This window comes from Rhizobium sp. YTU87027 (assembly GCF_050644135.1).
Taxonomy (GTDB): domain Bacteria; phylum Pseudomonadota; class Alphaproteobacteria; order Rhizobiales; family Rhizobiaceae; genus Rhizobium.
This window is the reverse complement of the sequence record NZ_CP098441.1, coordinates 339,282-365,027: the sequence shown is the minus strand read 5'-3', so window position 1 is coordinate 365,027 and position 25,746 is coordinate 339,282. Positions and strand designations below refer to the sequence as shown.

At 58.4% G+C, this 25,746-nt stretch carries 16 protein-coding genes and 2 pseudogenes; 11 read left to right on the top strand and 7 right to left on the bottom strand.

The features are described 5' to 3' along the window. Window positions 1-522 precede the first annotated feature (522 nt). From NBG89_RS20485 to NBG89_RS20470, 4 genes are all read left to right on the top strand, one after another. The gene (locus NBG89_RS20485) at window positions 523-1,035 is read left to right on the top strand and encodes a copper chaperone PCu(A)C (protein ID WP_431323963.1); all 513 of its coding nucleotides are present in this window, start codon (window positions 523-525) and stop codon (window positions 1,033-1,035) included. A 50-nt stretch (window positions 1,036-1,085) separates the two neighbouring features. Next, window positions 1,086-1,454: a copper homeostasis periplasmic binding protein CopC gene (gene copC / locus NBG89_RS20480; protein ID WP_431323962.1), complete on the top strand. Its 369-nt coding sequence runs from the start codon at window positions 1,086-1,088 to the stop codon at window positions 1,452-1,454. 50 nt (window positions 1,455-1,504) lie between these two features. Beyond that, entirely contained in the window at window positions 1,505-2,329 is an 825-nt protein-coding gene (gene copD, locus NBG89_RS20475; RefSeq protein WP_431324591.1) for a copper homeostasis membrane protein CopD, read from the top strand. Between the two features lie 117 nt (window positions 2,330-2,446). Beyond that, window positions 2,447-3,049 carry a HupE/UreJ family protein gene (locus NBG89_RS20470; protein ID WP_431323961.1) on the top strand — a complete coding sequence of 201 codons (603 nt, stop codon included), beginning with the start codon at window positions 2,447-2,449 and terminating at the stop codon, window positions 3,047-3,049. 37 nt (window positions 3,050-3,086) lie between these two features. Here NBG89_RS20470 and NBG89_RS20465 read toward each other — a convergent pair. Together NBG89_RS20465 and NBG89_RS20460 are read right to left on the bottom strand one after the other, a co-directional pair. Then, a pseudogene (locus NBG89_RS20465) lies at window positions 3,087-3,197 on the bottom strand (SDR family oxidoreductase); the annotation flags it as partial. Next, a complete protein-coding gene (locus NBG89_RS20460; RefSeq protein WP_431323960.1) occupies window positions 3,198-3,599 on the bottom strand; it encodes a response regulator in 402 nt (133 codons plus the stop codon). It lies immediately after the preceding pseudogene. Window positions 3,600-4,141: 542 nt separating this feature from the next. On the opposite strand from NBG89_RS20460, the gene NBG89_RS20455 reads away from it, so the two are divergent. The 3 genes from NBG89_RS20455 (at window position 4,142) to NBG89_RS20445 (ending at window position 13,476) form a co-directional block, all read left to right on the top strand. Then, complete coding sequence (locus NBG89_RS20455) at window positions 4,142-9,619, top strand: MG2 domain-containing protein (RefSeq protein WP_431323959.1); 5,478 nt, start codon at window positions 4,142-4,144, stop codon at window positions 9,617-9,619. Beyond that, window positions 9,616-11,697, top strand: a complete 2,082-nt coding sequence (pbpC, locus tag NBG89_RS20450; RefSeq protein ID WP_431323958.1) for a penicillin-binding protein 1C — start codon at window positions 9,616-9,618, stop codon at window positions 11,695-11,697. Before NBG89_RS20455 ends, pbpC begins: the two co-directional genes overlap by 4 nt. A 525-nt stretch (window positions 11,698-12,222) precedes the next feature. Then, window positions 12,223-13,476: a polysaccharide pyruvyl transferase family protein gene (locus tag NBG89_RS20445; protein ID WP_431323957.1), complete on the top strand. Its 1,254-nt coding sequence runs from the start codon at window positions 12,223-12,225 to the stop codon at window positions 13,474-13,476. Here the strand turns inward: NBG89_RS20445 and NBG89_RS20440 are convergent. From NBG89_RS20440 to NBG89_RS20425, 4 genes are all read right to left on the bottom strand, one after another. Next, entirely contained in the window at window positions 13,459-14,478 is a 1,020-nt protein-coding gene (locus NBG89_RS20440; protein ID WP_431323956.1) for a glycosyltransferase, read from the bottom strand. The genes NBG89_RS20445 and NBG89_RS20440 overlap by 18 nt on opposite strands. Beyond that, window positions 14,448-15,914: an oligosaccharide flippase family protein gene (locus tag NBG89_RS20435; RefSeq protein WP_431323955.1), complete on the bottom strand. Its 1,467-nt coding sequence runs from the start codon at window positions 15,912-15,914 to the stop codon at window positions 14,448-14,450. Before NBG89_RS20435 ends, NBG89_RS20440 begins: the two co-directional genes overlap by 31 nt. Before the next feature lie 404 nt (window positions 15,915-16,318). Continuing rightward, a complete protein-coding gene (locus NBG89_RS20430; RefSeq protein WP_431323954.1) occupies window positions 16,319-18,790 on the bottom strand; it encodes a glycosyl hydrolase family 28-related protein in 2,472 nt (823 codons plus the stop codon). 138 nt (window positions 18,791-18,928) lie between these two features. Continuing rightward, window positions 18,929-20,062, bottom strand: a complete 1,134-nt coding sequence (locus tag NBG89_RS20425) for an MraY family glycosyltransferase (RefSeq protein ID WP_431323953.1) — start codon at window positions 20,060-20,062, stop codon at window positions 18,929-18,931. A gap of 528 nt (window positions 20,063-20,590) precedes the next feature. Between NBG89_RS20425 and NBG89_RS20420 the strand changes: the two genes are divergently transcribed. Then, window positions 20,591-20,845, top strand: coding sequence for an alpha-hydroxy-acid oxidizing protein (locus tag NBG89_RS20420; protein ID WP_431324590.1), 255 nt, complete (start codon window positions 20,591-20,593; stop codon window positions 20,843-20,845). Between the two features lie 55 nt (window positions 20,846-20,900). Here NBG89_RS20420 and NBG89_RS20415 read toward each other — a convergent pair whose 3' ends face one another. Next, window positions 20,901-22,097 (bottom strand): glycosyltransferase family 4 protein, encoded by a 1,197-nt coding sequence (locus NBG89_RS20415; RefSeq protein WP_431323952.1) that lies wholly within the window; start codon window positions 22,095-22,097, stop codon window positions 20,901-20,903. A 320-nt stretch (window positions 22,098-22,417) separates the two neighbouring features. Between NBG89_RS20415 and NBG89_RS20410 the strand changes: the two are divergent. The 3 genes and pseudogenes from NBG89_RS20410 to NBG89_RS20400 all read left to right on the top strand — a co-directional run. Beyond that, a pseudogene (locus NBG89_RS20410) lies at window positions 22,418-22,545 on the top strand (IS630 family transposase); the annotation flags it as partial. 830 nt (window positions 22,546-23,375) lie between these two features. Continuing rightward, window positions 23,376-24,119, top strand: a complete 744-nt coding sequence (locus NBG89_RS20405; RefSeq protein ID WP_431323951.1) for a LuxR C-terminal-related transcriptional regulator — start codon at window positions 23,376-23,378, stop codon at window positions 24,117-24,119. 253 nt (window positions 24,120-24,372) lie between these two features. Continuing rightward, the gene (locus tag NBG89_RS20400; protein WP_431323950.1) at window positions 24,373-25,740 is read left to right on the top strand and encodes a glutamate-1-semialdehyde 2,1-aminomutase; all 1,368 of its coding nucleotides are present in this window, start codon (window positions 24,373-24,375) and stop codon (window positions 25,738-25,740) included. Window positions 25,741-25,746 lie beyond the last annotated feature (6 nt).

Below are 25,746 nucleotides of genomic sequence, written 5' to 3'. Positions count from 1 at the left end.
TGCGGGTGACCTGCGCGATAGCACTGCTGTTTGTGGGCTTCACCCATCAAGTCCCAGGCGTTGCGAGTGATGCTTTAGCTTCCGCAGAGTTAACCGAGTACGTTCTGCCGGATGGCACATTGCCTGTCATCTGCACTGACGGCAGCAAGCGCACCGTGGACCACCATGGAAAAGTGCATGGCAATGGCTGTGAGGCATGCCGCATTGCTGCCTCGACGCTCCTGCCGTTGCCCGATTTGGCCGACGTCGCAAGGCTTCGGATCAACACCGACGTCACTCTGCCGTCGATGAGAGAGGCAGGGAACGAGAAACCGTTTCCGCCCAACAGGGGCCCGAGAGCTCCGCCCCAGATTCCGGTTATCGGGTAAAGCCGAGCCGCGGCCGACACCGTGACGTCAGTCCATCGCCAGTCGTCATTCGCCGGTGCGCCGGTCCCGTCGTTTCGTTTCATTCACACAGGCGCGTCAACGAGGTCGGCATGATCCGCTCACCCGCGCGACGGCCAAACCGAGAATAGTGATCATGAAAAAGTTTAGAACCTTCATCGCCAGCCTCCTGTTTACCGGTCTGTCTGCTACATTTGCCGCGGCCAATGACATCAAGGTCGGCGACATCGACATCGGCCACCCGCACGCGCGGGCCATGGTGCCAGGCGCCAAGGTCGGCGGCGGCTATCTGAAGCTGACCAACACCGGTTCGACTGACGACAAGCTGGTCAGCATCACGTCGGATCGGGCCGCGACAACCGAAGTCCATCAGATGAGTGTCAACAACGGTGTGATGACCATGCGCCCCGTCGTCGGCGGGCTCGTCATTCCAGCCGGCCAAACCGTCGAACTGAAGCCAGGTGGCTTCCACATCATGTTCATGGGTGTGGAAAGACCCTTCAAGGAGGGCGAGATGATCAAGGCGACCCTGACATTCGAAAAGGCGGGCTCCATCGACATAGCGTTTGATGTTGGAAGTGCCGGTGGCGCCGGCTCCAAAGATCACCACTCCGACATGGGCGGGATGGATATGTCCAAACCGCAATAGGCCGACTGCGTCGATAGCGAAGTCATCATCCGAATTGAGGAACTAAGAACATGTCGACACTTTCCCGCCTTGTCGCATTGTCCACCGTTGCGATCCTTGGCTTTGCCGGGCAGGCCCTCGCGCATGCACATCTGACGGAAACTGTGCCTGCCGACGAGGCCACGGTGGCGGCCTCCCCTGCCGAACTCGACCTGCATTTCTCGGAAGAACTCAACATCAAGTTCTCCGGCGTGAAAATCACTGGCCCGGACAAGGCTGTGGTGAAAACCGGCGATGCTATGCTGATGGATGAAGGCAAGACGCTGATGGTCCCTCTTCCGGAAACGCTGGGGCCTGGGGCCTATGCGGTGGAATGGCATGTTCTTTCGACGGACGGTCATAAGACCAACGGTACCTATGGCTTCACGGTCAAGCCGTGACGCCGGGCGCTGCGCTCATCCTGTGCCGGTTCCTGTTTGATGGTGCCGCCATGTTTCTGTGGGGTGCATCAGCTTACATTTGCTGGGCTGCGCCTGCAGACCTGGCGGCGCAGGTGAGCCGACGACTTCGGCATTGGGATAGCTTCGCAGTCCTCTTGGTCATCGGTACAACCGCGGCTTTTCTCCCGTTGCGAGCGGCAACGATCGGAGAGGGCTGGGGCGATGCGCTCGCACCGCAGATGCTGCAATCGATCCTTACGCTAACCAATGCCGGGCAGGCCTGGATTGCCCAGGCTGGCGCCGCCGGTCTCCTCATCGCGTCCTGCCTGACGACAGGTCGGTTCAGATACCGAGCTCTCTCGATCAGCGCCGGGTTGCTGCTCAGCAGCCTGACGATCAGTGGTCATGCCGCGATGAACAGCGGCTGGTTGCGCACGATGCATCGCCTCAACGATGGCCTTCATCTCCTGTCTGGTGGCGCCTGGCTCGGGGCACTGGTGCCGGTCGTCGTCACCTTGCCGATGCTCCATAACGCGCGATGGCAGCAGGATGCACGGACCGCACTGATGCGGTTTTCGACCGCGGGCCATGTTGCAGTGGCACTTGTGCTTACGACCGGCATCATCAATACGATCCTGATTGTCGGATCCGCTCCGTTGGATTGGCAGTTCGATTATCAGCTGCTGCTCAGCATCAAGATCCTGATCGTGTTCGCCTTGGTGACCCTTGCGATAACCAATCGCTACGTGCTTGTCCCGAGGCTCGCCCGCAACCCGTCACTGCAGCCGCTCCAGTGTGCGACCGCCGCGGAAATAGTCCTGGGGTTCGCCGTGCTTGGCCTTGTCTCGGTGTTCGGTACACTGCAGCCGACTTGAGGGAGGCGAGGTTCGGAAGCGATCTACGTCAAATGACGGTGACGTTGATTTTTTCACTTTATCCCCCTGATCCCGCGTGCCATTTTCGCCGCAACATGCACAAGGTAGGGGCCATCCATGTTCTCAGAGATTTCAAAATTTAGCGCCGCGCTTACGGCTTGCGTCCTTGCTCCATCACTCGCCTTCGCTCACACCGGCGTTGGCCATACGGTTGGCTTCGTTAACGGTTTCACGCACCCTGTCTCAGGCCTCGATCACATCCTCGCGATGGTTCTTGTCGGCGTTGTCGCCTGGCAGCTGGGCGGCCGTGCGCTCTGGCTCGTTCCGACAACCTTCATCTCGGTGATGGCTGTCGGTGGCGCGCTCGGCGTGATGGGAATTTTGCTCCCCTTTGTCGAAGCCGGAATCGCTTTCTCCGTCATCATCCTTGGAGCCGTCGTCGCGCTCGGCATCCGTGCTCCCGTGGCCATCGCGGCAGGGGTCGTCGGCCTCTTTGCAATCTTCCACGGACACGCGCACGGCTCCGAAATGCCTGCAGTTGTGGGCGGCGTTGCCTATGCGGCAGGCTTCATGCTGGCGACAGCAGCGCTGCACATTGCCGGCATTGGGCTGGGTCTTCTGGTCGGCAAGGTGAGCGAGCAGCAGGGAGCGATTGTCATCCGCTCGGCTGGCAGTATTGCTGCACTGGCCGGCGTTTGCCTGCTCACCGGTCTCATTTAGCCATTGGACTGCCCGGCAGATGGGCCGGGCACGCCCGTCAGCGCACGCCGATACCTGCCGTCAGACCTCCATCGAGGCGGTGATCCGATCCGGTAATGAAAGCAGCCTTGTCCGAAGCCAGGAATGCCGCAAGTGCGGCTACCTCTTCCTACAGTCCCGCCGTGGAGCGCGCCGCGAGCGCATGCCTTAGCGAATTCTGCACGATCGAGGGCGTTGTCGGTTTGCTCACGACGCTCAGAGCGCCTTGAACTCGCCCCAAGACCGCTTCCGGGTTGCCGGTCATGAAAACCACCGTCACACCGAATTCCTCAACGAGACGTCGCCCGATTTCGGGGCCTGTCGCGCCGTCAGCAAGGTTGACATCGACAAACGCGATATCGGCCATCGGCGCAAGCCTCAACGCTTGCTCCTTGTCGGTTGCAAGACCAATCACGTCGAGCCCCATGTCCCTGACAGTCGTTTCAAGGTCGATGGCAATGAGGAACTCGTCCTCAACGATTAAGACGCTATGCCCGGCACCCCCGTTTGTCCGTGGTTTGCTTTCGTCCATAAATCGTCCCTTGTTCTGCTCTTTTCACAACACTGGTTACGCTCAACTACATGTTGACCGAGTGATAACGGCGTTTGGGTCGATATGTTCCGGGTTGGAGCGAAATAGCACCGGGGCAAATCACTGTTAACATTGACAAATCGTTAACAACAAACCGCAGTGCACGTAAGATCCCAGCGGATCTTGGCGTGATATCAATCATTTGTCTTAAAGGCGAGCCGAGTTCGCTGCGAAAATTGCGTAGAAATACCCCAACGCTAGGTTCTCTATATCGCCAGCTTGTTAACAGCGACACAGGAATAGGTCGGGTGAAACGGCATTTTCCGGAGAAGGAAGGCCCTATCGAAGTCTCCGGTTTGCTGATGCAACGATTGTTCACGGTCCCCCCACCAAACAAATCGGAAGCCGGCACCTCACGCCTAAGTGAGCCCGGCGCTGCCGCCCTTGGCTCATTCCGAAACAACGCTTTAACCTGTGTTGACAACCGGTTGTGGAGTGCAGAGAGTGCACCCCGGACCAGCGCCAGCATCTTGGGGGGACCTATGTCTGTACGCGCGTTTTTCGCCATCGCTTCAGTTGCTTTCGTGTCGATCACCGCAAGCCTTCCCGCATTTGCGGCAGACACGAAACGCGAAATCCAGACAATCCAGGACGCAGACTACTTCGGCTTCGATTTGCGAACCGAACAGAACCTTACGTTGGATCAGTGCAAAGCGTCGTGCATCGGCGACAGGTCGTGCAAGGCCTTCACCTACAATCCGAAGGTGAAATGGTGCTTCCTGAAGTCAGACTTCAAGACGATGAATGCGTTCCCAGGCGCCATCGCCGGCAAGATCGTTGAGACCGCCGCCAGAAAGCCGGAGCCGGACATCGGCGCCGCTCCGCGCTTGAGCTTCCTGTCGGGCGATGTGATCCAACAGGCGCGCGACGACAAAACCAATCTCGAGGTGGTCGATGATCAGCAGGGCCAGAGCGCCGACAGCCTGATCGCCAACGGCCGCCTCGACCTGACGGCAGGCAATGCGATCGACGCCGTGAAGTCCTTCCGCAGTGCGCTCGCGCTTTCCCCCGACAATGCCGATCTCTGGCTGGAAGCGGCGCGCGCCGCCGACAGTTTCGTCAAGACCGACGACAACGATGGCAGCGCGATCTTCGGACAGGCGGTGCTGGCCGCAGTCAATGGCTATGAGTTGACACGGACAACCTCTGCCCGTGCCGAGGCGCTTTCCGTGCTCGCCGCGGCACTCGACAAGAACACCAACTATCGCGCTGCCCTCAACGCCTACAAGGCAAGCCTGGCGCTGGTGAATTCCAAGGAAGTCCAAGCGGCCTTCCTGCAGCTGAAATCGACGCAAGGGTTTCGCATTACCGAACATACTGTCGACGCCGACAGTGCCAATCCGCGCGCCTGCGCGACGTTCTCCGAGGCCCTGGTCAAGTCCCTGGACTATACGCCTTTCGTGACACTGAACGGTGCCGCGCCCAAAGCGCTCGAAACCAAGGACAAGCAGGTCTGCATCGAAGGACTGACCCACGGCGAAAACTACAAGATCACCTTCCGCACCGGCCTGCCGTCGTCGGTCGACGAGGTCCTCGAGGCTCCGGTCAGCCTTGACATCTATGTCAAGGATCGCACGGCAAGCGTGCGCTTTACCGGCGACAGCTTCGTGCTGCCTTCGACCGCGCGACGCGGGATCCCGATCGTTTCCGTCAACATGGCCTCGGCCAATCTCAAGCTTTACCGTATCGGTGATCGTGGCATCGCGCCGCTTCTGACGAGCTCGCAGTTCCTGACACAGCTCGATGGCTACAGCGCACAGAGGATCGAAGACGAGAGCGGCGAACTTGTCTGGCAAGGCGCAATCGACATTGGCAATGATCTCAACAAGGATGTCGTCACAAGCTTCCCGGTGGATGAGGCACTGCCAGAGCGCAAGCCGGGCGTCTATGTGTTGACGGCAACGGGGCCGAACGCCCCGGACCAGGACTGGAATGCCCAGGCGACACAATGGTTTGTCGTTTCCGATATCGGCATCACGACATATGCGGGTACCGATGGCCTCAACGTCTTCACCCGCTCGCTCGCCTCGGCAAAGCCGATCGCTGGCATCGAGCTGCAGCTTCTGGCGAAGAACAATGAAGTGCTCGGAACTGCGACGACGGATGAGAACGGTCGGGCGACGTTCACAGCCGGCCTGATGCGTGCAACGGCTGCCCTGACGCCCGCTGTTGTTACCGCCAGGAAAGGTGACGCCGACTACGTGTTCCTCGACATGACGCGCGCTGGCTTTGATCTCTCCGATCGCGGCGTCACCGGTCGCGCTTCGCCAGGCGCCATCGATGTCTTGAGCTGGACGGAGCGCGGCATCTACCGCGCCGGCGAAACGGTTCATGCGGCCGCCCTTGCCCGCGATAGCGATGGCAAGGCCATCGAGAACCTGCCACTGACCTTCATCTTCCTGCGTCCCGATGGTGTCGAGGACCGCCGGATCGTCAGCCAGACCAATAATGTTGGCGGCTATGCGATCGACCTGCCCGTTCAGGAAAACGCCATGCGCGGCACCTGGACGATGAACATTCATACCGATCCGAAGGGTTCGCCGATCGCGACGAAGACCTTCCTTGTCGATGACTTCGTGCCCGATCGCACCGACATGGAGATCAAGACGGAAGCGAAGGTCATCGGTCCGGAAACGGCGGCGACAATCGACATCAGCGGCAAGTATCTTTATGGGGCGCCGGCGGCCGGGCTGTCGCTCGAAGGCGATGTCGTGATCAAGCCGACACGACAGGCAGACGCCTTCCCTGGCTATGTTTTCGGCCTTGCCGACGAGGACGCGAGCGAAGACACACGCCAGACGATCGAAGGCCTCCCCGAACTTGACGAGAATGGCGAAGCTATCACGGAGTTGACTGTCGGTGATCTGCCGGCGACGACACAGCTTCTGAACGCCACCGTCTATATCCGCATGCAGGAAGCCGGCGGTCGCGCCATCGAGCGTTCGCTCGTACTTCCGGTCAAGAATCAGGGCCCGATGATCGGCATCAAGCCGGAATTCTCCGGCGATCTTGGCGAGAACTCGATTGCCAACTTCACCATTATCGGCATAGGTGCAGACGGCGCGAAACAGGCGATGAGCGGTCTTCGCTGGAAGCTCTTCAAGCTGGATCGCGACTATCAATGGTATCGCGACGGCACCGCCTGGAAATACGAGCCGATCTACACCGCCAAGCAGGTTGCCAACGGCAATGTCGATGCGTCTCTCGACGGAGCGAGGATATCATCCCCTGTCGCTTGGGGACGCTACCGCCTCGAAGTCGAAAGCACGCAGACCGACGGTCCTGCTTCGAGCGTGGAATTCGATGCCGGCTGGTTCGTCCAGGCAACCTCGACGGAGACCCCTGACGGACTTGAGATCGCGCTCGACAAGGACAGCTACAAGATCGGTGAGACCGCCAGGCTGAAGGTCTCTTCGCGCTATGCAGGCGAATTGATGATCGCAGCTGGCACGGAAAATCTCGTCGCCGTCCAGAACGCCTCGATTGGCGCGAATGGTGGCGAAGTCGATATTCCCGTCACCTCCAATTGGGGTGCCGGCGCTTACGTTACCGCCACCCTGTTTCGCCCCGGGGATGCGCAGGAGAGCCACATGCCGATGCGCGCCATCGGCGTGAAATGGCTGAATGTCGACCCGGCAGAGCGCGCATTGCGCGTTGCGATCGGCGCACCGGAAAAGATGCTGCCGCGCGCACCGCTGCCGATCACGCTTGCCGTTTCCGGTGCGGGTGCCAACGAGGACGCTTACGTGACCGTTGCTGCCGTCGACGTCGGCATTCTCAACCTGACGCGCTACGAACCGCCAGACCCGGAAACCTGGTATTTCGGCCAGCGCCAGCTTGGTCTCGAAATCCGGGACCTTTACGGACGGCTGATCGACGGTTCGCTCGGCGCCAGCGGCAAGCTTAGGACGGGTGGTGACGGAGGTGCCGTGGCGCTTCAGGCAAGCCCTCCGACGCAAAAGCTCGTCGCCTTCTTCTCCGGCCCCGTGAAACTTGATGCCGAGGGCAAGGCAAACGTCAGCTTTGACATCCCGCAGTTCAACGGGACAGCCCGCGTCATGGCGCTCGCCTGGTCGAAGGCTGGCGTTGGCCATGCGACGAAGGATGTCATCATTCGCGATCCGGTCGTCGTGACGGCGAGCCTGCCGCGCTTCCTCGCACCCGGAGACAGGTCCGAGCTTCGCCTCGATATTGCCAATACCGACGCGCCAACTGGCGACTTCAAGCTGAGAGTTGCCGGCAACGAGGCAGTGGGCGTCGACCAGGCTTCGCAGACGATCCGTCTTGAGGCCGGCGCGAAATCTGCCCTGACGCTCGCCGTCACCGGCAAGCAGCCGGGCAATGGCAGCGTTTCAATCAACCTTTCTGACGCCGCGGGCCTATCGCTGGATCAGACGGTTGACGTCCCGGTCCGGCCAGCTGTTCTGCCGATGACCGAACGCAGGGTACTGGCGCTCAATCCAGCCACCAAACTGACCGTCGACAAGGCATTGCTGGCAGACAGCGTGCTGCCTGGCGCCTCCGTCAGCGTCAGCGTCACGCGTTCGGCCGCCTTCGACATTCCGGCTCTGCTGATGTCGCTCGACCGCTACCCGTTCGGCTGCGCCGAGCAGACGACGAGCCGTGCCCTGCCTCTGCTCTACCTGAGCGAGCTTGCCAGGCAGGCCGGCGTGGAAGATGACGCCGATGTCAAGAAACGCGTTCAGGACGCAATCTACCGCGTGCTCTCCTATCAGGCCTCGGCCGGCAGCTTTGGCCTCTGGGGGCCCGATAGCGGCGATCTCTGGCTTGATTCCTATGTCACCGATTTCCTGACGCGCGCCCGCGAACAGAAGTATGACGTCCCGGACCGCGCTTTTGCGCAGGCATTGGAGAACCTTCAAAATGCGCTGAGCTATGATGTCAATGTCAAGGATCAGGGTGACCAGATCGCCTATGCGCTCTACGTTCTCGCCCGCAACAAGAAAGCGGCGATCAGCGACCTTCGCTACTATGCTGATACGATGATCAACGATTTCCCGACGCCACTTGCCAAGGCCCATATCGCGGCAGCACTGGCGCTTTATGGCGACGCGACGCGGTCGAAGAACATCTTCGTCGATGCCTTGCAGATGTCGGAACAGTCGATGGTGGCACGTGTCAATCTTTCGAGAACGGACTACGGCTCGATCCTGCGCGATGGTGCCGCAATCCTCGCTCTTGCAGCCGAGAGTCGTCCGGTCCCGCCGGTCGTGCCTGAACTCGCGAAAGCAGTCGCCAAGGAATGGAACCGCAGCAAATATACAAGCACTCAGGAGCAGGCATGGATGCTGCTTGCCGCACGCGCCATCCAGGGCGGCGATAACTCGATCAAGATCGACGTCAACGGCGCGCTGCACAACGGCGCCTATATGGCGAAAATGACCGGGGACGCGTTGATGGGCAACGCACTCACGCTCACCAACCAGACCGGCGAGCCCGTCTCGGCAGTCGTGACGACGGTCGCCGCCCCCGTCGTGCCACTGCCGGCAGGTGGGGACGGCTTTGCCATCGAGCGCACCTACTACACGATGGATGGCGAGCAGGCGAATGTGACCGAGGCCCAGCAGAACGAACGCTATGTCGTTGTCCTGCACATTACCGAAAGCAACAACTGGCCGTCGCGCATTGTTGTGACGGATCTTCTGCCGGCCGGCTTCCAGATCGACAATCCAAGCCTGGTCGACAGCGCGCAACTGACGAACTTCGACTGGATCGGCGAGGTGACGGCCGCCCATACCGAATTCCGCAATGACCGCTTCGTGGCCGCATTCAACCGCTCGGCGGACGACGATCGCGAAATCAATGTCGCCTATGTCGTACGCGCCGTCACACCGGGCACTTACGATCATCCGGCCGCCGTCGTCGAGGACATGTATCGACCGCAGCTTTCTGCGCGTACGGCGACCGGCAAGATGGAGGTCACCGCAGCGCCGAAATGAGAGCGAAGAAGAAGCTCGCGATCGGAAGCCTCGCCGGCATCCTCCTTGCCGGCGTCGGGCTGGTGTTGCTCGACGCTGCCGACCGGGCCTATCCGCCGCCGCTCGCTAGGGCGGACACGGTCTCTGCGGAAATGCGCGACGCGGACGGACAATTGCTGCGCGCCTTCGCAACGCCCGAAGGTCTCTGGCGTCTGAAGACCAGAGCGGTCGATGTCGATCCGCAATTCCTCAAAATGCTTGTCGCCTACGAGGACCGGCGGTTCTATACCCATGCTGGCGTCGATCTTCAGGCGATAGGCCGTGCCGCCATCCAACTCGTCACCAATGGCCGCATTGTGTCTGGCGCATCGACGCTGTCGATGCAGGTCGCACGGCTGATCGAACCGCGCCAGGGCCGCTCGCTGTCGGCAAAGCTCTTGCAGATCGCCCGCGCCCTCCAGATCGAACGACGGCTGTCGAAGGAGCAGATCCTCGATCTCTATCTGACGCACGCACCCTATGGCGGCAATCTCGAAGGTGTTCGGGCTGCAAGCCTTGCCTATTTCGGAAAAGAGCCGCGGCGGTTGACCATCGCTGAGGCCGCTCTCCTCGTGGCGCTGCCGCAGCTACCGGAAAAGCGGCGCCCGGACCGCAATCTCGCGATGGCCGAGGCAGCACGCAAACGTGTGCTCGAGCGTGTCGCCGTCGCCGACGCTATCGGTGAGGGGGAAGCTGCACGTGCCGAAAACGTGCCAGTCCCGTCTCAGCGCATGCAGCTTCCGGCGCTCGCCGCGCATGTGGCCGAAGCGGCGCGACGCAAGGACTTGAAAGCGCTGCAATACCCGACGACCCTGAAGAAGCAGGTGCAGGCAGGCTTGGAAGCCGTTGCCCGCGCCTCCGCATTGAAACTCGGCCCGAAGCTCTCGATCGCCATGGTCATGGCGGACGCACGGACGGGTGAGATCGTCGGCGAGGTTGGCTCGGCCGACTACTTCGACGCCAGCCGTTCGGGCTGGATCGACATGACGCGTGCCAGCCGTTCGCCCGGCTCGACGCTGAAGCCGTTCATTTATGGCCTCGCATTCGAGGAAGGCCTGGTGAGCCAGGAGACGATTATCGAAGATCGTCCGGCCGATTTCTTCGGATACCGACCACGAAATTTCGACATGAGCTATCAGGGCGACGTCACCGTGCGCGAAGCTCTGCAATTGTCTCTGAACGTGCCGGCCGTCAAGCTGCTCGATGCCATCAATCCGGCCAAGCTGCTCATCCGCTTTCGCCGTGCGCAGGTGCGTCCACTTTTGCCCCCGAACGAAACTCCTGGCCTGGCGATCGGCCTCGGTGGCCTTGGCATCACGCTGAAGGATCTGGTCCAACTCTATTCCGCGCTCGCCAATCGGGGCCAGCCGATACGCATCGGCGATGGCGTCAACGAGCAGCCTGGCAAGATCGATTGCGAGGGCATGCTTGAGCCAGTGGCTGCCTGGAATGTCACCGATATCCTCTCGGGCGTCATCCCGCCGGCCGGCGCTCGCAAGCAAGGGATCGCCTACAAGACCGGCACGAGCTATGGCTATCGAGACGCCTGGTCCATCGGCTACGATGGACGCCATGTGCTCGGTGTCTGGGTCGGGCGTCCCGACAACAGCGCTGTGCCGGGACTAACGGGTTACGGCACAGCAGCACCCATCCTTTTTGAAGGCTTTGCAAAATCAGGGATCGCGACGACGCCCCTTTCCAGCCCGCCTTTGGGAGCAATGCGGATCGCCCAGTCCGAGCTGCCGATCAGCCAACGTCGTTTTGCCGTCAATCCAGGTGGCCTGTTGGCAACCTCCGGCCGCGAAGCAGCACCCCAGATCGTCTATCCACCTGAAGGCGCGCATGTCGATCTTGGCGCAAAGAGTGGCGATCTTTCGCCACTGATGCTGAAGCTGCAGGGCGGACGCGCCCCCTTCCGCTGGCTTGCCAACGGCAAGCCATTGCCCGACATATCTCGGCGTCGCACCAAACAGTGGATGCCGGATGGCCGCGGCTACTCGAAACTCACCGTCATTGACGCCATGGGCCGGGCCGCAAGTGTCGGAGTTTTCGTCGACTGATCACGTGCGAGGAAAACTAAGCAACAACAGGTCGCCGGTTGTCGCTTGGTCAAGACCCGTGGCCGCTCAGGCTGCTCCATACCAAATTCTAGCGACGCGGCCTCTGGGAGGGTTCCTTTGCAAAAATCTTTGGCACACTGCCATGCTCGATCGCAGTCCGTCCGGACCGACAGTTGAAAATAGAACGTACCATTCCCGCCCTCAAGGCGCACCCGGCGCGTGAGGCTAAAGAGGCTTGCGCGGGAACGCTTTACGACCGCCAATTGCATCGAATCCAACGCCGAGAAGATCAAAAATCAAGAGCGTGATTTGGCCGGAGTGCTTCCAGCTGGCATCGTTGGTGTCAGGATCGCGCAAGACTAAGTCTTTTGACCCATCGCAACCTACCAACGGCTAGGTGGCAATCGACAGGCCTTTCTTCCATAGTTGTTGCGGTAACAGGCGATCTATGCCTGCAGGCCTGAATTCGGCCGCTCACCCCTGTCGCCCGCACGTTTGTCGTTGGCTAGCAACGCAGGAGCTTCGATGAAAATCGGATTATTCGGCCAGTTCGGCAGTGGAAACAGCGGTAACGACGGTTCCCTCGAAGCAATGTTGAATTTGCTGCGCGAGCGTTGCCCTGAAGCGGAACTCCTTTGCATCTGTTCCAATCCGGATCTCGTCAGGAAAAAATACGGGATTCTCTCCGTCGGTCTCAGCGGCACGATCTCCGGCAGTCCGCGGGCGGATAGGTTGAACCGCATCCTGGGAAGAGTACCGCATCGGCTCGCACGCATCAGGTCCCTTTTCAAACAGGTCAAAGTGCTCGACCTCATCATCATACCGGGAACGGGGATCCTTGATGACTATCAGGAGACGCCCTGGGGATGGCCGTTCGTCATCTTCCGATGGTGCATGGCCGCCAGGCTGCGTAACGTTCCCGTCGCCTTCGTCAGCATCGGCGCCGGCCCGATCTCGCATCCGCTCAGCCGATTCTTCCTTAGAACCGCCGCGCAAACCGCCAAGTACCGATCCTACCGTGACGATTTCTCTCGCCGATACCTCGAAAAAATCGGCATGGATGTCGCTCAGGATTTCCGATTTCCGGACATCGCCTTCCGCCTGCCGGCACCGAAGACAGCCCGGGTCACCGAGGGGCCGCACCGCACCGTCGGCGTTGGTGTCATGCATTATCGGGGCTGGGCCAAATCGAGCCGTGATGGGAACGCGATTTATCGGACCTATATTGGCAAGCTTGCAGAGTTCGTCATCTGGCTTGCAGGCGAAGGTTACGATATTCGCCTGCTGACCGGCGATCTGCGCGACCAGATCGCTGTCCACGACCTGATGAAGAAAATTAAGGACATGGATGGACAAAGCGCGCTCGACCATGTGGCCGTCGGGCTCGGCGAAACTCTGCACGATCTCATGCGCGAAATCGAACAAACCGATGTCGCGATTGTCTCGCGCTACCATAACGTCGTCTGCTCGCTGAAACTCGGCCGACCGATCGTTTCACTCGGATACGCTCAAAAGAACGACGACCTCTTGGCGGAGTTCTCGCAGGATCAGTATTGCCAGCACATCGAGACGTTCGATCTGGACATGCTCAAGCTGCAGCTCCACCAGATACTGGCCAATTTCGATGATATCCGGAAGCAGATTGCAGACGGCAACGACCGGGTTCAGAAAAGCCTTGCCGAGCAAGACGAGCTTCTGACGGGACGCCTGCTTGCGCCGCGCAACGCGAGAGGAAAACGCCCAAGCCCGATCGGCAGCGATTCACGAGCCCTTGGCTGATAAAACGGCATGTCTCTTGAGCGCCCGATCCTGCAGCATCTTCACCGCCAGATAGCGCACCGGAGGAAAAACCGCAGCGGCCGGCCGCAGCCGGATCGCGTGCAGCAGGAGTTCCATGGCGCCAAGCTCGCCGCGGCTCAGGCTGGAAAGGGCGGAACCGTAGGATCGGTTGCTCAGCGCACGTTTCACCATCCTCAGCAGATCCGAAGCATTGTGCAATGAGGCGCCGTCTCCGCGAAAGAAGGAGCGGTAGGCGGCTTCGAACTGCAGGTTCCATTGGTGAGTGTTCTTGACGGAGGAGGACTGGTTGAAGGAATGCACTCTGGCGATCGCCTGGTGGCTGCTCGTGTGCGCCACCTTGCCCCTGGCCGCTATGCGCAACCACATTTCCAGATCGTCAGTGTGGGTAAGGCTCGGATTGTAGTGGCCGACAGCTTTCTGGATGGCGGTGCGAACCACGACCGTGGGGCCGCTGATCGGATTGCCGCCGCTCCTGCACAGTCTTTCGATCAGGGCGGTCCCTTCTTCGACGGACCATGTCGCGGGCTGCAGATCGATCACCCGTGTATCGACATCTTCCGGCTTCAGGAAGAAAGCCTCTCCATAGGTCAGGTTCACTTGAGAATATTGCTCCATGATGCCCACCGCATTTGACAATGCATGCGGCGTCAGCAGATCGTCGGAGCAAAGGATGAGAAAATAATCCGATTGCGCCCAATCGATGCCTTCATTGAAGGATGCGTGAGGGCCGAGGTTCTGCGAGCGCAGGCGAAGCTCTACCCGCGGGTCCGCCGCGGCGAGCCTCCGTGCAATCTGGGCGCTGTCGTCCGTGGATGCGTTATCGATGATCAAGACACGCAGCGTCTCGATCTTCTGTCGAAGTATGCTGCGGACACAGCCTTCCAGGTAATGACCGTAATTGTAGTTCGGGATGGCGACATCAAGGCTGGGCATGACACTCCACTCACGCGTTACGCCGCTGCGCTGGGTTTTCGAATCCACCGCCCAAACATTCTTTCCAGGATCGCCGGCAGCTCATCGAGCAGAGGGTGTCGAAAGACGATAATGCCGGTCATCCATCCAGCCGCCGCGAGAAGAATGCAAAGCACACTCTCAGCAAGCGAAAGGCCGAAGTCGAAGCCGCTCAGCGCGACAATCATGAGGGGACCTGCGATCGCCATCAGCGTAATCACGCCGCTTCTGGCAAGAACGGCGAGCAATCCCTTCCATTCGAACGGAACGCGCCGCCGGATGTAGCGAAAGGAGATGTACATCTGGAACGGCAGCGAGATGAACTGGCTCAGCGCCAGTGCGACAAGCCCGTGAAAGCTTGCAAAACAGATGACCACAGTCGAAACGCCCCGCCCCACGAAATTCGCCGTGAACGCATCCCTGTTTGCTCCGAAGGCGACGAGCACGGGATAGGTCAGGATATTGGCGAACGAGAATATGGTCGCGCAGCACAATATCCGCAGGATCGGCACGACCGGCAGCCAACCGTGTCCGAGAACGATATTGACGATGGGATCGGCCAGAATCGCGAGCATCAGGGACGATGGCCAGAAGAGAACCGAGATGTAGCTGACCATCCTCAGGTAGGTTTCCTTGATGGCACGCTTGGCCCTCACTTCGGCGGCGAACGCAGGAAACGCGACGGAAAAGGCCGCCGACAGCATGAGTTTATCGGGAAGACCACAGACAAGATTGGCACGGTTGAAGATACCGACGGCCGACGGAAGCATGATACGCCCCAGGACCAGCTGCGGCAGCGATTCATACACGCGGTCAAGAACCGACGAAGCACCCTTGTATCCACCGAAGCCAAAGATGGACCTGCTGCCGACAAGGGAGGGGCGAAACATCCATATCTCCGGCTTGGCATGGAGTGTCAGGACAGCCCTAACGGCCGACGCCGCAATCACGGCGATCGCCAGGCTCATGAAGCCGTAGCCCTGCCATGCCGCAACCAGTGCCACGATCGCATTCGCAACAGCACCGGCAACATTGATGCGCGTGAGCGAACCGAATTCGATTTCTCGACGCAGCAACGCGGTGTGGGGACTGACCAGCCCGTCTATCACGCCTGAAACCGCCACCAGGCAGATGAATGCCTGCAGTGAAGGAAGGCTATAGAACGACGCGATGAAGGGCGACAAAACGGAAAGGCCGACTGCAATGATGGTCGACAAGCCGAAAACGAGAGTCGTCCCCGTTCTGACATCGACCGGCTGGAGCTGTTCGCGCTGGATCAGGAATTCCGATGTCGCAAACTCGCGCACCGTGAATGCGATGGTCCCGATGCTCAGGCCGATGGCGGCGACACCGATCGCGGTAGAGTCGAGCAACCGGGAGAGAACTGCGATCAATACCACGCTGATGACAATTTGGCAGTATTGATCCAGCGTCGCCATAAAGAAGGCACGGCGAACAGTCCCCATCGAACGAGATCCTTGATTCTGTTACAGGATTCTTGTCCGGCGACGAACGCTCGCACTGCAGGCAGGCATCGCCGGGGTTAAATCTATTTGCGGCGGGGGGGACAACTATGCCGAGATCCTCAGCGATGTGCCCCGATTGTCGCCCTCACCAACCTTCACGCGCATTATGTGGTATTCGGATTGGGGGACAAGTGAGCCATTTGGCGTAGGCTGGGCTCGGACTCAGCCAAACGGGCCATTGAAAATTGCCGCTGTCCCGCCGCTGGGTGCCAGCTCCTCGAAGAGGCTGCGAATACGAGTCGCGACGATGCTTTTTGCGGGCGCGTAAACACGGGTCGTTGGCGAGTTTGCAGGCCAATTTGCCGGCCAGCTGCCCAACTTCGCCGGCAAAAGCTTTCGCACCGTCAATCGGGAAGAGACTTGGTGACTATGGGTCCGTCATTGCCTGAGGCGAAATCCTTCCATGTCGAGCCGATATTCAGCCAACTATTCGAAGGGTGGCGCGTGACAAAGCCGACACTCCCGTGAGCAGCGGCTGAGCCTCGATCAAAGTCGTTCTCATGGAGAATGGTGTTCACCTTCATTGAATGACTGCCCGGAGCAGATTTGAACCGACCATCATAGGTCCAAATCAACTGGTAGGCGTCCACGAAGCCATAGGGGACATTCTTGAAGCTGTTTCGCTCGAATACGGTGCCGTTGTAGTCCGAACCGTCGTGCGCCCAGGTTTCGTATTCGACTCCAATGTGGGTGAGGTTCTCAAATCTGTTATTGCGATAGACATTGCCAAGGCCACCCCAAATACCTGAGTTACCTGAGTCCGCGAACGTCGTCCCCACATAGAGACCACTGTTGCTGTCGCTGACGGTGTTGTTTGAATATTGCAGGAAGTATGGGGCAAGACCAAGCGTCGGGTCGAGTGCGATAGTCATCATTCCATGCCGCATCCTGGAAATGCGGTTGTTATCGACGACCGCGTCATAAACGTTCCCAAAAAGCAGAACGCTCGTGGAATCGGAATCATGTTCGCTGTAGGTCGAGCGTCCATCAAAATTGTTGTCGTAAATCGCGACCCTTGACGCGATTGCCGCCAGTGCAAAGCGGCTGGTCTGATCAGGAACGACATTCCACGGAGCATCAAGCGTTACGGTTGAATCGGCGGAGGCAACGATATGCCGATGCTGACCAGCACCCCTGCCACCGACCACAACGAGGTCCTGGCCGCCTGGCGTTACCTCACCCAAATCCGAGAGCGATTTGAAGGATACGGTATCTGCTGTTGCCGTCACAAAATCGCTTTTGATTTTGCTGCCGACTATTTCAAAGCAGATCTGTTCACCTTTGTTGCAATCGACCTTGTCGCAATCATGCGGCGCGGCGTTTCGCGACGTGTTGTTGCCCCAGTAGAGATTGCGCAGACTTCCAAAATGCGCTTGGCCGACAAAAAAGCGGCCAATACCGTGGCCGTCGTCCTGGCTCTCATCGGCATTTGAAAGCTCGTTGCCAACCATGGAAAAATCGCGACCTCCCCACAAAGCCGCCACGGACTCACCATAGCCCGTCATCCGGAACTTATTGCCGGACAAGAAGACCTGCCTACTGCTTCCGTAGAACGAGCCATTTTCCACCAACTCGGAGTCGCTTATGTAGAGACCTGAGGCGCCGTTGGCCTCCAGCGCCGCCACACCCCACGCATTGAGCTTGACGGAGGCGATCCGAAGATCCTTGGCCGAATATACCTGCATCAAGACCTGCTTACCGGTCTTGCGATTTGCGTTAACAGTTAGCCCTTCGAATTGTACGTTTTCGCCGGCGATCTCGATCATGCTGTGGTCAATGCTACGATCAAGACGGATCTCCGTCATATTCATGCCATCGCCAGCCCATCCAACATTACCGGGTGCCGTCAGGAAAGAGGTTACAAGGTAGGTTCCTGCGGGAAAATAAACGGTCGCGGGTGCAGCGGTCTTTGCTGCCTCCAGAGCCCGCTGCAATGCCGCCGTATCGTCAGTGATGCCGTCGCCTGCAGCGCCGAAACGTTTCACATTCAGCAAATTGCTTTTCTGATCCGCCCACGGTGATCGGGTGAGAATATCAAGCTTCAGTGGACCGCTCCAGCCGAAGCGGCCGCCATGGCTATTGTGTATCCAAACCTCATAGGAGCCGGCCGGCATGTCCGGAATCGGAAAGTCCACCTTAAAGGGGTTGACCGCGACGGGCTTGACATAGCTGCCGCTGCCACCGGGTGGCTTGATATATAAATAGGATAGCGACGTTCCGTTGCCGCGGGTAAGGTTGCGCCCATAGACGGAAATGAGGGTCCCAGGTGTTCCCTTGTTCGGCCCAAGCCACCACGCCTCAGTGCGATTGATGGCAATAGGCTGACCGCGGTCCCCATTTCTGTTAGGCCAGATGAGATACATCGACCATTCTGGTAGAGAGACGGGCAACAGAACTGTCGCGGCAGTCTTATCGGCGCGCAGGGGGCTGACGGCGGTAACTTCCCCTTTTACCGCGGACGGCGCCTGAGAGAAAATCTCAAAATTCGACGAACGATCCAGCTCCACGCCGGTCATCGAGACGATCTCATTGCGGTCTGCTGTCCTCGAGAACTCGGCAATCGCGGGCGACGATCTGCTGACGCGAAACAATGGAGGATTGAAAGAATCTGCTCCCTCGGGCAAGGGCGCTTCCGGAGTTGGAACAGGCATGCCGAAGTCACCCGGACCCCTGGCTTCTTCCGCCGAGAAGGCGCCGCGTAACGCCGCATCGTGGAAAGTAGCCGCGTTGCCGGTTCCACGCTGGGCAACCGCCACCCCGATCAGCGTCAAAGCGACAAGCGATGCAAGTACAACCGACGCCAATACTTTCATCATCGCCCCCCTGCTGATGGACCCGATCGGAAACGGGCATTCATAGATGCGCTGCCGTCGCAGCATTCCCCGCGCGAGCAATCAGAAGATCGTGGCGGTCAACGCAATGACAACGAAGCAATCCATGGAACACTCGCAACTTCAAATCTTCACATTGGTCTTGCGCGGCATGATGACAGTTTGTGGCTTGTCGCCCGCTGCAGCATCTCCGACCGAACCACGGCTTTTCGACAAGACAGTTCGCAGTCTGGCAATCGAGCGGCTGGCGATCGTAACGAAAAGCGTGTGAATTCCAACCGGGATCACCAGACCGGCCATCATCACTATTTCCGGGACATCGGTGCGAATTCCGAGATAGCCGATGCCTCCGCAGACGGCCGATGCCACCAGTATGATATTGGTGGTCGCCATCGGCGTATAGCCGGCGTCGAGAAGGAGATGATGCAGATGCCAGCGATCGGCTGACATCGGGCTGCGACCTGCCAGGACACGCCGGATCATCAAGCTTAAAGTATCTGTCACCGGAATGATGACGATCCACAAGAGTGCCATAAAAGGAGCCGGAGATGTGTCGGATGCAAGCAAGAGAATGCCGTAAGCGATTGTCGCCCCAAGTGCCATGCTGCCGGCGTCACCGAGAAAGATGCTCGCGCGCGTTCGCCACGGGCTCCGCATATTGAAGATCAGAAAACCACAAAGGCCTGTCAGCAAGAGCTCGAACGGCAGTATCAGCTCGCCCATGTCCTTCACTTCAGCGACCAGCATGAGCCATATCAATGCGACAACCGCCGCTCCGCCCGCCAGTCCATCAACGCCGTCAATCATGTTCCACGAATTCATGAGACCGGCGATGAAGCAGAGCCCGACGACGACGATGAGAGCCCCTGCCCAGGCTGCCACGCCCGGTGCAAATTCGGCAGACGAAATCTGCCCGATATTCAGTCCTCCGATCAAAATCGCGGCCACCAGAAACTGCATAATGAGGCGCAGCGAGGCCGGTAGCGGGTGACGATCATCAAGAGTACCAACCGCGACGACGACAAACAGTCCGACCCAGAAATTCAGACCGAACGCATGCATGTGACCGCTTAGAAAGTTGACCACAGCAAAAGTCGTAAAGATCGCAATACCACCGCACAACGGAACCGCACCGATATGCTGTTTGCGGGCATCGGGAAGATCCACCAGAGCGAGCGCGACTGAGGCTCTACGCAAGACGACGATAAGGGCAACGCACAATACGAAGATTGAGATATTGCTTATCACTACTTCCATATCAGCCCCCCTCGGCCACGCCAAAACCACGCCCAAGGCACTTGGACGGTGCACAATGCTTTGACGACAATATAAGAGGGGGCCTGCACCGGCATATTCGCAAAATCGATATCCAACATTCACCTTATTGGTAAGGCGTTAGGTTGGATCTCCAACCTTCACCTTATTGATGCAGGGTTAGATTTGGGCTTAGCTGGCTCATGCTTAAGGAGAAGAGAGGCGCCAATTCCGTTGTCAACACGCGAGGCGAGGCGCGGCGGAGGCGTTTGGCCGGCCAGAAAGTTCGTGCGTAACTCCGTTGGAGAATAGGGAAGAGTTATGCCCTCCACCGTCGCGTCGATAGACACGCGCATCAGGTTCCGTCAGATGCATAATGCGCCGATGGCGGGACAATTGGTGTGTCGAGTATCGGTCCAGGGCGGAACTGACCAATGACGAAAATGCCGAACCGGACAGAGACGACAGATACGTCCCGACGCCTTCGCAACGCGCCATCGCTCGACGATTTCGAAGCTCTAGCCCGGCGGCATCAGCAGTCAGCTGGATGCTGCGATATCGCCCCTGCGCGTCCGGCCAAGGATTGCCGAGGCGGTCGGCAGCAAGGCGACCGTGAAGGTCGACGGTGGCATCCGCCGCGGAACCGACGTTTTGAAAGCACTTGCGCTCGGAACCGAGTTCACCTTCGTCGGTCGCCCTTTTCTCTATGCAACAGCGATCGGCGGCCATGCGGCAGCGATGAAAGTCGCCGCGATATGGCGCTGCTGGGTGTCACTGGTTCGATGAGCTACGCCGGATTTCCTTGAGTGCATCTAGCCGAACAGGACCGTAGCATGACGGCCTACAGCCTCTCCCGCATGACGCGCAGCCAATTCTTCAATGGACCCGGAATATAGGTCCTCAGGCCAGGACGCAAACCTGGTGGCAAAGACCAGCCATTGAGATCGAGGGGGGGCGAAAGAGTTTGACTGTCGGCCTTGATCGATCCGATGACCTCGTAATATCGACGTGCCATTTCATCAGATGAAAACCTCTCGGCGACCTTTCGCCTCGCCGCAGCCGACATCTGAGCCAGCAAGCTGCGATCACGCTCAAGACCGGCAATGAGCCGAACCGCCTGCCCATAATTGCCGACCGGGAAAAGCAGGCCATCCTGACCGTCATGAACGATCGTATCCGTAACGCCACGAATGTTCGATACGACAGGGACACATCCCGCTGCCATCGCCTCGATAAGGGTCATCCCAAATCCCTCGAAACGCGAGGGCATAATGAGCACGTCGTGGCGCGCGACCAGTTCGGGAACCTTATGCGGACTGACGGCCCCCTCATAGAAGACGCGCGCGTTGTGCGCAGCACTGAACCTTGCCTTCAATCTTGGAAGGTCCGGTCCGTCGCCGGCTATGGTCAGCATAACGGTATTGGGCAAGCCCTCAAGAATGGGTGGGAGCCACAGCACTCCTTTGGAAGCGTCTTCGATCCTGCCGAGGAAGAGCACGCGCATAGGCGATTGCGCAGACGGCTTGCGCTCGACTTGAGCAAATTTCGACCTGTCGAGCGCGTTCGGAATTGTGAACGTGGACTTTGGTGAAAAGCCGTGGCGGGCAATGAGATCGCTGCGACAACGCTCCGACACGCCGACGGTCGCGTGGACATAATTACGAATGGAAGTCGCAGCCGCATAAGTGCCGGGGGTAATATTGTGCACGATCATGATGCGCAGAATATCCTCTCGAAGATAGCGCGCGATATTCGTCTGCATGCGATCGCCGAGTACATTGATGAAAACGCCGTCATAGCCCCGGCTTTCAATCGCCGCAGCAAGGCATCGAGCACACGTCCGCTCGTCAAGCGTATCGGGCGTATTGAGAAGTGTTCCAAACGCCATCTCGTCGCGCAAGTCAGGCGTTAGCGTCTGCCCGGTGCCCTGCGCCAGCCAACCAACATCGATGCCAAAATCGGCTAGGCCATGCCTCAGTTGCTTGAAGACAGAGTATGTGCCGCCGATGTGTGGCAGAGCGAAATATGCAAACCTCACCGCATTCTCTTTCGAAAGTCGCGCTATCGTTCACTGCGCAATCGTTTGCGATATCGGAAACAATAGCCGCTTCATCTCTGCGCCATAGATGGATGCTTGGCGGAGGGCTGTCCCCCTTCGAGGGAAGCAGAATGCAGACGCCGTCCATTCGGACTAAGACAATTATACGAAAGGCCACCTTCCCCATTTTGTCTTCGATCGCATGCGATGTCGTGAAGAGTGGCTGCCGGCCTAGAGCACGTCCGCTAAACGCGGAATCGGAATGTGGATGACAGCCGCATTTGCCGTGATTCCCTGCGCCTTCGAATCTGGAGGTAGTGATGGCACGTGCATTGAGCGATGATCTTCGCAGTCGTGTTCTGGCGGTATCTGCAGGCGGGTGTCTGCGCGATCCGTTGCGTCGCGGTTTGGGATCGGGATTTCGACGGTAAATGCCTGGATCGCAAGCGGGAATACAGTCGGCGAGATCGTCAAACTCTTCGAGCCACAGGAATGCGCCAACTACTTCGCGGCAGCCGGATATGACCTCGATCAAAACGGACGGGCTCTAGGTCCTGCGTCTGCTGGGCAAGATCAATGGCCCGTGTCTTCTGCGAGCCTCCCATAACCGTTCTACACTTCACGATCATCGGATTTTCCCCGAATTGCTGGTTTTTTGAGCGGCTCCCATTCCGGCGAACGAGGCGACGAGGGAGCGATTATGGTCTGCGGCCCCGCGTAGAAATGGACCTCCACAAAAACCTGCCGAGACGTGTTTATTTATACTTAATTTTGCAGTCTTGAGCGATGAAGTATCCGCGATAATATATCTCAACGAAGATCAATACTCATCAACGACCTGAATCGTTTTTGTTATTTGCGCCACAACGGTTCGTGCTCGTTTACCCAATCGATTTAACTCGTCTTAATAACTCAGTATAATGTCGCCTATAAAATAGATTAACTCAAATATCATACGGTTATCGACAGATTCTATATCACCTCTGAACGTATATGGTACGTAATTAAATTTTATATTCAATATTTCTGAAGAATGGTGCTATAGGAATTCCATCTCACTATGGGAAACCTCAAGAAGATCCACAACTGAGGATAAATGTAGGCATCGCAACGGAAATCCGAAAATGGCTCCCTGATGAAGCCATGCGGCTGTACAGAATACTGTCGACGGACCCGTTACTGCCTGACCGATCGCATTGGCAACTGCACCTCGGGAAACTGGGAAGCGTGTCATCAAACGCATTAAAGGGTGGCGGCGTACAAGCATAGGGGATGCTAATGTCTGGCATGGTCAACGGGAAAAACCAATCACAACTTCACCAAACGGACCGATTTCACGTCATATCGAGGACAATAAAAAAATCGGCGGCGGAGACCCATAACGCGAACACACTCGCCATCATCGACGATCACGCACTGGAGCGAGAACGTTTGGCCCAGAGTCTGATTGCCCACGGACTCGATTTGGACATAAGGCTCTTCGCCTCGATCAATGATTGGCTCAAATTGCCCGAGCACGACTTCGCAGGCATCTTGATCAACACTGGCCACAGGGAATTCTCTGAGAAGAAGATGGTCGAAGAGATCCGGCAACTGGTCGGCCAGTTTCCGAATATCCCGGTCGTCATCCTTTCGGAAAATAACGATCTGAGACAGGTGATTCTGGCCCTGGAAGCCGGCGTCAAAGGCTATATACCGTCCGCAATCGGGCTGCCCATTTGCGTCGAGGCGATCGGACTAGCTTTGGCGGGAGGGGTCTTTATTTCGGCGGAAATCCTGACGGATCTGCATAAACTTGTTGCGACCGCTGAACACAAGGAGCGTCAACGCGCCGAACTCTTCACACCTCGCGAAGAGGAGGTGATCGATGCACTTAGCCGAGGCAAGCCCAATAAGATCATCGCCTATGAACTCAAACTGCGCGAAAGCACGGTGAAGGTTCATGTCCGCAACATTATGAAGAAGCTCAATGCCAGCAACCGGACCGAGGTCATGTTCAAACTGGGCGACCTCTTCAACTGATTGCTAATGATGATTGTCTGCATAGCATGGCGCCCCGGACGGGCTTGCCCTTAGACTTGTCCATTCTGCGTAAAGGACGAGCGAAGGGCAAAGCTCAGCCTCCACGCAGGATGATACGATCTGCGATTTTCAGGACATGTGATTTCGCCTTCTAAGCCTTTAGGCTAGCCTGACACGCCAAACGGCGAGAATGATCCGAAGCATCAATTTTGCCATACTGGCCCGACGTCAATTGAACGGACCGAGGGCGCAGGTGAACGGCTTCATTCAGAATTTTGAGATATCCGACCATCTTCGCAAACGCGCCAAAGCGCTTATCCCCGGCGGCGCCCATACCTATGCGAAAGGTGACGATCAATATCCTATCCTTTCCCCTGGCTTTATCGCCAGAGGGAGCGGCTGCCATGTATGGGATGTCGATGGCAACGAATACATCGAATATGGCATGGGCAATCGCGCTGTAGGGCTCGGTCATGCCTACGCGCCGGTGCTGGACGCGGTACGGCGCGAACTTGAATTCGGCTGCAATTTCACCCGTCCGTCGAAGATCGAGGTCGAATGCGCGACGGCGTTTCTTCAAACCATCGCAACCGCGGACATGGTCAAATTTTGCAAGGACGGGTCGGACGCCACGTCTGGTGCCATGCGGCTGGCCCGTGCCGTCACTGGGCGTGACCTGATCGCACGTTGCGAGGACCATCCATTCTTCTCGACCGACGACTGGTTTATCGGAGCGACGGAGATGAATGCCGGTATTCCGGCTGTCGTTCGTGAACTTACCCTTGGCTTCAAATACAACGATCTTGAAAGCGCACGCAGGCTGTTTCAAGCCCATCCTGGCAAGATCGCCGCATTCATGCTGGAGCCGACGCGGGGCGAAAACCCCAGAGACAATTTTCTGCAACAGCTGCAGCAGCTCTGCCACGAAAACGGCGCGCTGCTTATTTTTGACGAAATGATTACCGGCTTTCGATGGCATGTCGGCGGAGCACAGAAACTCTATGGCGTCACACCCGACCTATCGTGTTTCGGCAAGGCGCTCGGCAATGGTTTCTCAATCTCCGCACTTGCCGGCAAACGCGAGTTCATGGAACAGGGTGGTATCGACCAGGCATTTCTGCCTCGCGTCTTTCTCCTCTCGACGACACACGGCGCGGAGACGCATGCGATGGCGGCCGCGATGGCCACGATGCATGTCTATCGGCAGGAGCCCGTGATCGAGCGCTTGGTGCAACAAGGCAAGTCGCTCCAGAGCGGAATTGAGCAACTTATTAGTGCGCACGAGCTGCAGAACTTCTTTTCCGTTGTCGGTCACCCCGCCTGCCTCAGCTACACGACGCGCGACGTCGATGGAACGCCCTCGCAGGCATTTCGCACGCTGTTCCTGCAGGAGATTATTCGGCGAGGGATTCTGGCTCCCTCCCTGGTGGTGAGCTACACCCATGCCGACGAGGACATCATACGCACGATCGATGCGTTCGATGGCGCCCTTCGCGTTTACAAGCTTGCCATTGAAAACGGTGTCGAAAAGTATCTCGTCGGGCGCGCGTCGCAGGTCGTGTTCCGCCGCTTCAACCATCCGCCCCCGACAGAGCAATTACCAATCGCGCGTCACGCCTGACCGGAT